Origin of the sequence: Streptomyces sp. YS-3, assembly GCF_045257485.1 — a bacterium.
Classification (GTDB): Bacteria; Actinomycetota; Actinomycetes; order Streptomycetales; family Streptomycetaceae; genus Streptomyces.
On the sequence record NZ_JBJHPC010000484.1, the window covers coordinates 1 to 6,674 of the forward strand.

The window sequence follows — 6,674 nt, forward strand, 5'->3', positions numbered from 1 at the left end:
GTAGTAGGTAAGCGATGGGGTGACGCAGGAAGGTAGTCCAGCCCGGGCGGTGGTTGTCCCGGGGTAAGGGTGTAGGCCGTGTGATAGGCAAATCCGTCACACATTAAGGCTGAGACCTGATGCCGAGCCGATTGTGGTGAAGTGGATGATCCTATGCTGTCGAGAAAAGCCTCTAGCGAGTTTCATGGCGGCCCGTACCCTAAACCGACTCAGGTGGTCAGGTAGAGAATACCGAGGCGTTCGGGTGAACTATGGTTAAGGAACTCGGCAAAATGCCCCCGTAACTTCGGGAGAAGGGGGGCCATCACCGGTGATGAGTCTTGCACTCTGAGCTGGGGGTGGCCGCAGAGACCAGCGAGAAGCGACTGTTTACTAAAAACACAGGTCCGTGCGAAGCCGTAAGGCGATGTATACGGACTGACGCCTGCCCGGTGCTGGAACGTTAAGGGGACCGGTTAGCTCCATTTCGGTGGGGCGAAGCTGAGAACTTAAGCGCCAGTAAACGGCGGTGGTAACTATAACCATCCTAAGGTAGCGAAATTCCTTGTCGGGTAAGTTCCGACCTGCACGAATGGCGTAACGACTTCTCGACTGTCTCAACCATAGGCCCGGTGAAATTGCACTACGAGTAAAGATGCTCGTTTCGCGCAGCAGGACGGAAAGACCCCGGGACCTTTACTACAGTTTGATATTGGTGTTCGGTTCGGCTTGTGTAGGATAGGTGGGAGACTKTGAAGCKGYSACGCCAGTSRTKGTGGAGTCGCCGTTGAAATACCACTCTGGTCGTGCTGGATGTCTAACCTGGGTCCGTGATCCGGATCAGGGACAGTGTCTGATGGGTAGTTTAACTGGGGCGGTTGCCTCCTAAAGAGTAACGGAGGCGCCCAAAGGTTCCCTCAGCCTGGTTGGCAATCAGGTGTTGAGTGTAAGTGCACAAGGGAGCTTGACTGTGAGACCGACGGGTCGAGCAGGGACGAAAGTCGGGACTAGTGATCCGGCGGTGGCTTGTGGAAGCGCCGTCGCTCAACGGATAAAAGGTACCCCGGGGATAACAGGCTGATCTTCCCCAAGAGTCCATATCGACGGGATGGTTTGGCACCTCGATGTCGGCTCGTCGCATCCTGGGGCTGGAGTCGGTCCCAAGGGTTGGGCTGTTCGCCCATTAAAGCGGTACGCGAGCTGGGTTTAGAACGTCGTGAGACAGTTCGGTCCCTATCCGCTGTGCGCGTAGGAATATTGAGAAGGGCTGTCCCTAGTACGAGAGGACCGGGACGGACGAACCTCTGGTGTGCCAGTTGTCCTGCCAAGGGCATGGCTGGTTGGCTACGTTCGGAAAGGATAACCGCTGAAAGCATCTAAGCGGGAAGCCTGCTTCGAGATGAGTATTCCCACCTCCTTGAGAGGGTAAGGCTCCCAGTAGACGACTGGGTTGATAGGCCAGATGTGGAAGCCTCGTAAGGGGTGGAGCTGACTGGTACTAATAGGCCGAGGGCTTGTCCTCAGTTGCTCGCGTCCACTGTGTTAGTTCTGAATTCAGCGCCGATGGTACTGCAGGGGGGACCCTGTGGGAGAGTAGGACACCGCCGAACAATCTTTCAGGACCCTTGGTCCCAGCGTTCAACGCTGGGACCAAGGGTCCTTTTTTATTTCCGCTTCAATTTTCCGAAGCGCGTCGGGCAGCCGACTGCGCGAGAATGACTGCAGTACCCGAAGACAGGAGTCGCACCGATGTCCACCAACTCTCCCGAGGACCGTCCGCAGCGCGATGGGCGCGGCCGTGACGGCGGTGACAGGGGCGGCTACCGGGGCGGTCGTGACGACCGCGGCCCGCGCCGTGACGACGACCGTGGCGGCCGTCCGGCCGGCGGTGGCTACGGCCGCCGCGACGACAGCCGCGGCAGCACCGGCGGCGGGTTCCGTCGTGATGACCGCCGCGACGACCGGGGCCCGCGCCGTGACGACGACCGAGGTGGCCGTCCGACCGGTGGCGGCAACGGCGGCGGCTACGGCCGTCGCGACGACCGTCCGTCCGGCCCGCGCCGTGACGACGACCGTGGTGGTCGTCCCTCGGGTGGTGGCTACGGCCGTCGCGACGATAACCGTGGCGGCTCCGGTTCCGGCACGGGTGGTGGCTTCGGGCGTCGTGACGACCGTCCGGCCCCGCGTCGTGATGATGACCGTGGTGGGTTCCGTCGCGATGACCGTCGTGATGAGCGTCCCTCGTTCCGTCGGGATGACGACCGTGGTGGTCGTCCCTCGGGTGGTGGCTATGGCCGTCGTGACGATAACCGTGGCGGCTCCGGCACCGGTGGTGGCTTCGGGCGTCGCGATGACCGTCCGGCCCCGCGTCGTGATGATGACCGTGGCGGCTTCCGCCGCGACGACCGCCCGGCCCCGCGCCGCGACGACCGGCCCTCGTTCCGTCGGGATGACGACCGTGGTGGCCGCCCCACCGGCGGTGGTGGCTATGGCCGTCGTGACGACAACCGTGGCGGCTCCGGCACCGGTGGTGGCTTCGGGCGTCGCGATGACCGTCCGGCTCCCCGTCGTGATGATGACCGTGGTGGGTTCCGTCGCGATGACCGTCGTGATGAGCGTCCTTCCTTCCGTCGGGATGACGACCGTGGTGGCCGCCCCACCGGCGGTGGTGGCTATGGCCGTCGTGACGACAACCGTGGCGGCTCCGGCACTGGTGGTGGCTTCGGGCGTCGTGACGACCGTCCGGCCCCGCGCCGTGATGATGACCGTGGTGGGTTCCGTCGCGATGACCGTCGTGATGAGCGTCCCTCCTTCCGCCGCGACGACGACCGTGGTGGTCGCCCCACCGGCGGCGGTGGCTTCGGGCGTCGTGACGACCGTCCGGCCCCGCGCCGTGACGACGACCGTGGTGGGTTCCGCCGCGACGACCGCGCCCCGCGCCGCGAGGACGACCGTGGTGGCTACCGAGGCCGTGACAGCCGCGACAGCCGGGACAGCCGCGACGACCGCGGTGGGTTCCGCCGCGACGACCGTCGTGACGAGCGTCCGGCCTTCCGCCGGGACGACCGTCCGGCCCCGCGCCGCGACGACGACCGTGGCGGCTACCGCAGCCGTGACGACCGTGGCGGGTTCCGTGGCGGCGACGACCGCCGCGAGCGGGACCGCGACCGCGAGCCGATCAAGCGGCTGCCGATCGACGAGGACGTCACGGGCAACGAGATCGACGAGGACGTGCGTCAGGAGCTGCTGAGCCTGCCGAAGACCCTCGCCGAGGACGTCGCCCAGAACCTGGTCATGGTGGCCCGCCTGATCGACGAGGACCCCGAGCAGGCGTACGCGTACTCGCGTATCGCGCTGCGGCTCGCCTCCCGAGTGGCGGCTGTCCGCGAGGCGGCCGGCTTCGCCGCGTACGCGACGCAGAAGTACTCCGAGGCGCTGGCTGAGTTCCGGGCCGCGCGGCGGATGACCGGACACGTCGAGCTGTGGCCCGTCATGGCCGACTGCGAGCGCGGCATGGGCCGCCCCGAGCGTGCGCTCGAGATGGCCGGCGCGCCCGAGGTGCAGAAGCTCGACAAGGCGAGCCAGGTGGAGATGCGCCTGGTCGCGGCCGGTGCGCGGCGGGACATGGGGCAGCTGGACGCCGCCATCGTGACCCTGCAGAGCCCGGAGCTGGCGTCGAATTCGGTGCAGCCGTGGACCCCGCGTCTGCGGTACGCCTACGCGGACGCGCTGCTCGCCGCCGGGCGTGAGGACGAGGCGCGCGAGTGGTTCGCCAAGGCGCTGGAGTCCGACAAGGACGGCACCACCGACGCCTCGGACCGACTGGCCGAGATGGACGGCGTGGACTTCGTGGACGCCCTCGGCGAGGAGCGGGACGAGCAGGACGAGCAGGCCGACGCCGAACTCCTCGACACCGCCGACGAGTCGGACCGCCTGTCGGACGAGGACGACGACCGCGCCGACGACGAGGACGAGGACGACGACGAGTTCGACGACGTCAACGATGTCGACGACGTCACGGCCGAGGCGCAGACCCAGGCCGAGGTCGTGGACGAAGACGAAGACGACCGCGACGACGAGGACGAGGCCGAGGTCGCGTCGGGCTCCGTGGTTGATTCCGACGCCGACGCCGACAAGGGTCCGGCCGACAAGGCCTGAGTCATCGTCCGCGCCAACGCCTCCGTAGGAGGCTGAAGGCAGTTGGGAAAGGGCGGCACCCCACCGGGGTGCCGCCCTTTCGCGTATCCGCCGCTCCCGGCTGTACCGCTCAGTTCACCGTCAGGCTCCGCAGCACCAGACCCGTCGCCGGCTTCGGGCCGAAGGACGTCGACTTGCGGGGCATCGTGACACCCTGGCGGGCCAGATCGCGGACGACGTCCTCGCGGACGGGATGCATGAGCACCGCCGTACCGCCGCGCCGCTCCGCCTGCTCGACGGCGGCCGTCGTGTCATGGATGTACATGATGTGCTCGGGCGCGTCCGGGATGCGCCAGACGTGGTCCAGGAGCGTGGAGTGGAGTACGGCCGCGTCCAGTTCGCGCCAGGCCTGCGGGCGGTCGGCGCGGACGGTGCGGGCGAGCAGGGCCGGGTCCGGGCGGTCCAGGAGGTGGAAGTGCCCGTCGCCCGCCAGCAGGAACGCGTTGCCCTCGGTGCTCGCCTCCGCGAGGAGGTCGAGCGCGTCGGGCAGCGGCACCGAGAACGTACGGATGCGGAAGGCACCGGATTCGGCCACCGCCGCCAGTGCGTCGCTGACCGGAAGCCGGTGCAGCAACCGGTGGATCGCGCGCACCCGCAGCGGATAGCGGGCCGTGTCCACGAGCAGGACCAGGCCGAAGTCCCAGGGGCCGGGCGCCGACTGCTCGGAGCGCAGCCGCAGATAGGTCGCCCAGCGGTGGTGGCCGTCGGCGATCACCGCCTGGTGGTGGGCGAGGTCCGCCTGGATCTCGGCGAGGTCGGCGGGGTCCGTGACCGCCCACAGCCGGTGGCTGTAGCCGTCCTCGGTGGTGGTCGAGAGCAGCGGTTCGCGCCCTACGGTCCGTTCGATGACCGCGCCCGCGCCGGTCGGCTCGCCGCCGTCGGGGCCGGCGTCGCCGTGGTACGTCAGGAGCAGCGGCTCGAAGTGCGCGGCCGTCGTGCGCATCAGGTCGGCGCGGTCCTCCACGACGTGCGGCATGACGTCCTCGTGCGGCAGCACCACACCCTCGGCGGGCTCCGAGAGGGCCAGCGCCCCGATCAGGCCGCGCTGGAGCAGAGCGCCGTCGTGCTGCTCGTACACGTACAGCGCGGGCACCGGATCGGGGGCGAGGACGCCCTCCGCCAGCCAGTCGTCGAGGGTGAGCGCGGCCTGCTGGTGCCGTGCGGCGGGCGTGGCGGCCTGCGGCAGGATCAGCCGGACGATGTTGTACGGATCCGCCGACTCCAGGTGCAGCAGACCGTCGGGCCGCACCACGACGTCGTACGGCGGCGAGGTGACGGCCGCGAGGCTGCCGACGCGCTCGGGTACATAGCGCAGCCCTCGGAAGGGAAGCAGGCGCAGCCCGTCGTCCGTACGCCCAGTTGTGGTCATTGGTGCATGGTAAGTGGGGTGCGGGCATGCGTGATGATCGGGGGGAGAGCGTCGAGCGAGGAGTGGATGAGGATGAGCCAGCCCAGCAGGACCCGGCCGAGCGGGAGCGCGCGTGCGCTGAGTGAGGTGTACGACACGGCTCTGCTGGATCTCGACGGGGTGGTGTACGCGGGCGGGGAGGCGATCGGGCACGCCGTCGACTCGCTGGGTACGGCCCGGGAGGGCGGGATGCACCTCGCGTACGTCACCAACAACGCGTTGCGGACGCCGGACGCGGTGGCGGCGCACCTCACCGAGCTGGGGGTGCCGGCCGAGCCGGGTGATGTGATCACCTCGGCGCAGGCGGTGGCGCGGCTGATCTCCGAGCAGGTGCCGGAGGGTTCCCGGGTGCTGGTGATCGGTGGCGAGGGGCTGCGGGTGGCGCTGCGCGAGCGCGGCCTGGTGCCGGTCGAGTCGGCGCAGGACGACCCGGCGGCGGTGGTGCAGGGGTACGGCGGGCCCGACCTGGCCTGGGGCCGGTTCGCCGAGGCGTCGTACGCGGTCGCGGCCGGGGTGCCGTGGTTCGCGTCCAACACCGATCTGACGATCCCGAGCGGGCGCGGTATCGCGCCAGGCAACGGGGCGGCCGTGGAGGTGGTGCGGATCGCGACCGGCGCCGAGCCGCAGGTGGCGGGGAAGCCGCTGCCTCCGATGCACCGGGAGACGATCATCCGTACGGGTGCGCGCAAGCCGCTGGTGGTGGGGGACCGGCTGGACACGGACATCGAGGGCGCGTTCAACGGTGAGGTGGACTCGCTGCTGGTGCTCACCGGGGTGACGGACGGCGCCCGGCTGCTGGCCGCGCGCCCCGAGCACCGGCCGACCTTCGTGGACGCGGATCTGCGGGGGATGCTGACCGGCCAGCCGGAAGTGGCTGAAAACGACGGTGAGTTCCGGTGCGGCGGGTGGACGGCGGCGGTCCGCGACGAGGCGTTCGCCCTCGATGGTGAGGGCGAGCCGATGGACGGTCTGCGGGCGCTCTGCGCGGCGGCCTGGACGTACGCGGGCGAGGGTGTGTGCGAGCTGGACGCGGGGAAGGTGCTGGAGCGGTTGGGGGTGTGAGCCGCGAGTGGTCCCGGGGTCCGGGGGC

General features: G+C 68.8%; 4 protein-coding genes and 1 rRNA gene. 4 read left to right on the forward strand and 1 reads right to left on the reverse strand.

Going from position 1 to position 6,674, the window contains the following annotated elements; all coding sequences use genetic code 11:
* The 3 genes from ACJA3G_RS28755 to ACJA3G_RS28765 all read left to right on the forward strand — a co-directional run.
* A 23S ribosomal RNA gene (locus ACJA3G_RS28755) occupies positions 1-1,501 on the forward strand; the annotation flags it as partial.
* A gap of 312 nt (positions 1,502-1,813) precedes the next feature.
* Positions 1,814-3,229, forward strand: a complete 1,416-nt coding sequence (locus ACJA3G_RS28760; RefSeq protein WP_406555958.1) for a hypothetical protein — start codon at positions 1,814-1,816, stop codon at positions 3,227-3,229.
* Positions 3,211-4,137, forward strand: a complete 927-nt coding sequence (locus ACJA3G_RS28765; protein ID WP_406555959.1) for a tetratricopeptide repeat protein — start codon at positions 3,211-3,213, stop codon at positions 4,135-4,137. The genes ACJA3G_RS28760 and ACJA3G_RS28765 overlap by 19 nt, the downstream gene beginning before the upstream one ends.
* 109 nt (positions 4,138-4,246) lie before the next feature.
* Here the strand turns inward: ACJA3G_RS28765 and ACJA3G_RS28770 are convergent, their stop codons facing one another.
* Positions 4,247-5,545 (reverse strand): DUF1015 family protein, encoded by a 1,299-nt coding sequence (locus tag ACJA3G_RS28770; RefSeq protein WP_406555960.1) that lies wholly within the window; start codon positions 5,543-5,545, stop codon positions 4,247-4,249.
* Positions 5,546-5,617: 72 nt separating this feature from the next.
* Here ACJA3G_RS28770 and ACJA3G_RS28775 point away from each other — a divergent pair, with 72 nt between their 5' ends.
* Positions 5,618-6,646 (forward strand): HAD hydrolase-like protein, encoded by a 1,029-nt coding sequence (locus tag ACJA3G_RS28775; RefSeq protein WP_406555961.1) that lies wholly within the window; start codon positions 5,618-5,620, stop codon positions 6,644-6,646.
* Positions 6,647-6,674: the final 28 nt, after the last annotated feature.

What these genes read in the sequence shown, in the direction of transcription:
- ACJA3G_RS28770 (WP_406555960.1), bottom strand. Translation starts at nt 5,545, where the DNA reads ATGACCACAACTGGGCGTACGGACGACGGGCTGCGCCTGCTTCCCTTC.
- ACJA3G_RS28775 (WP_406555961.1), top strand. Translation starts at nt 5,618, where the DNA reads ATGAGCCAGCCCAGCAGGACCCGGCCGAGCGGGAGCGCGCGTGCGCTG.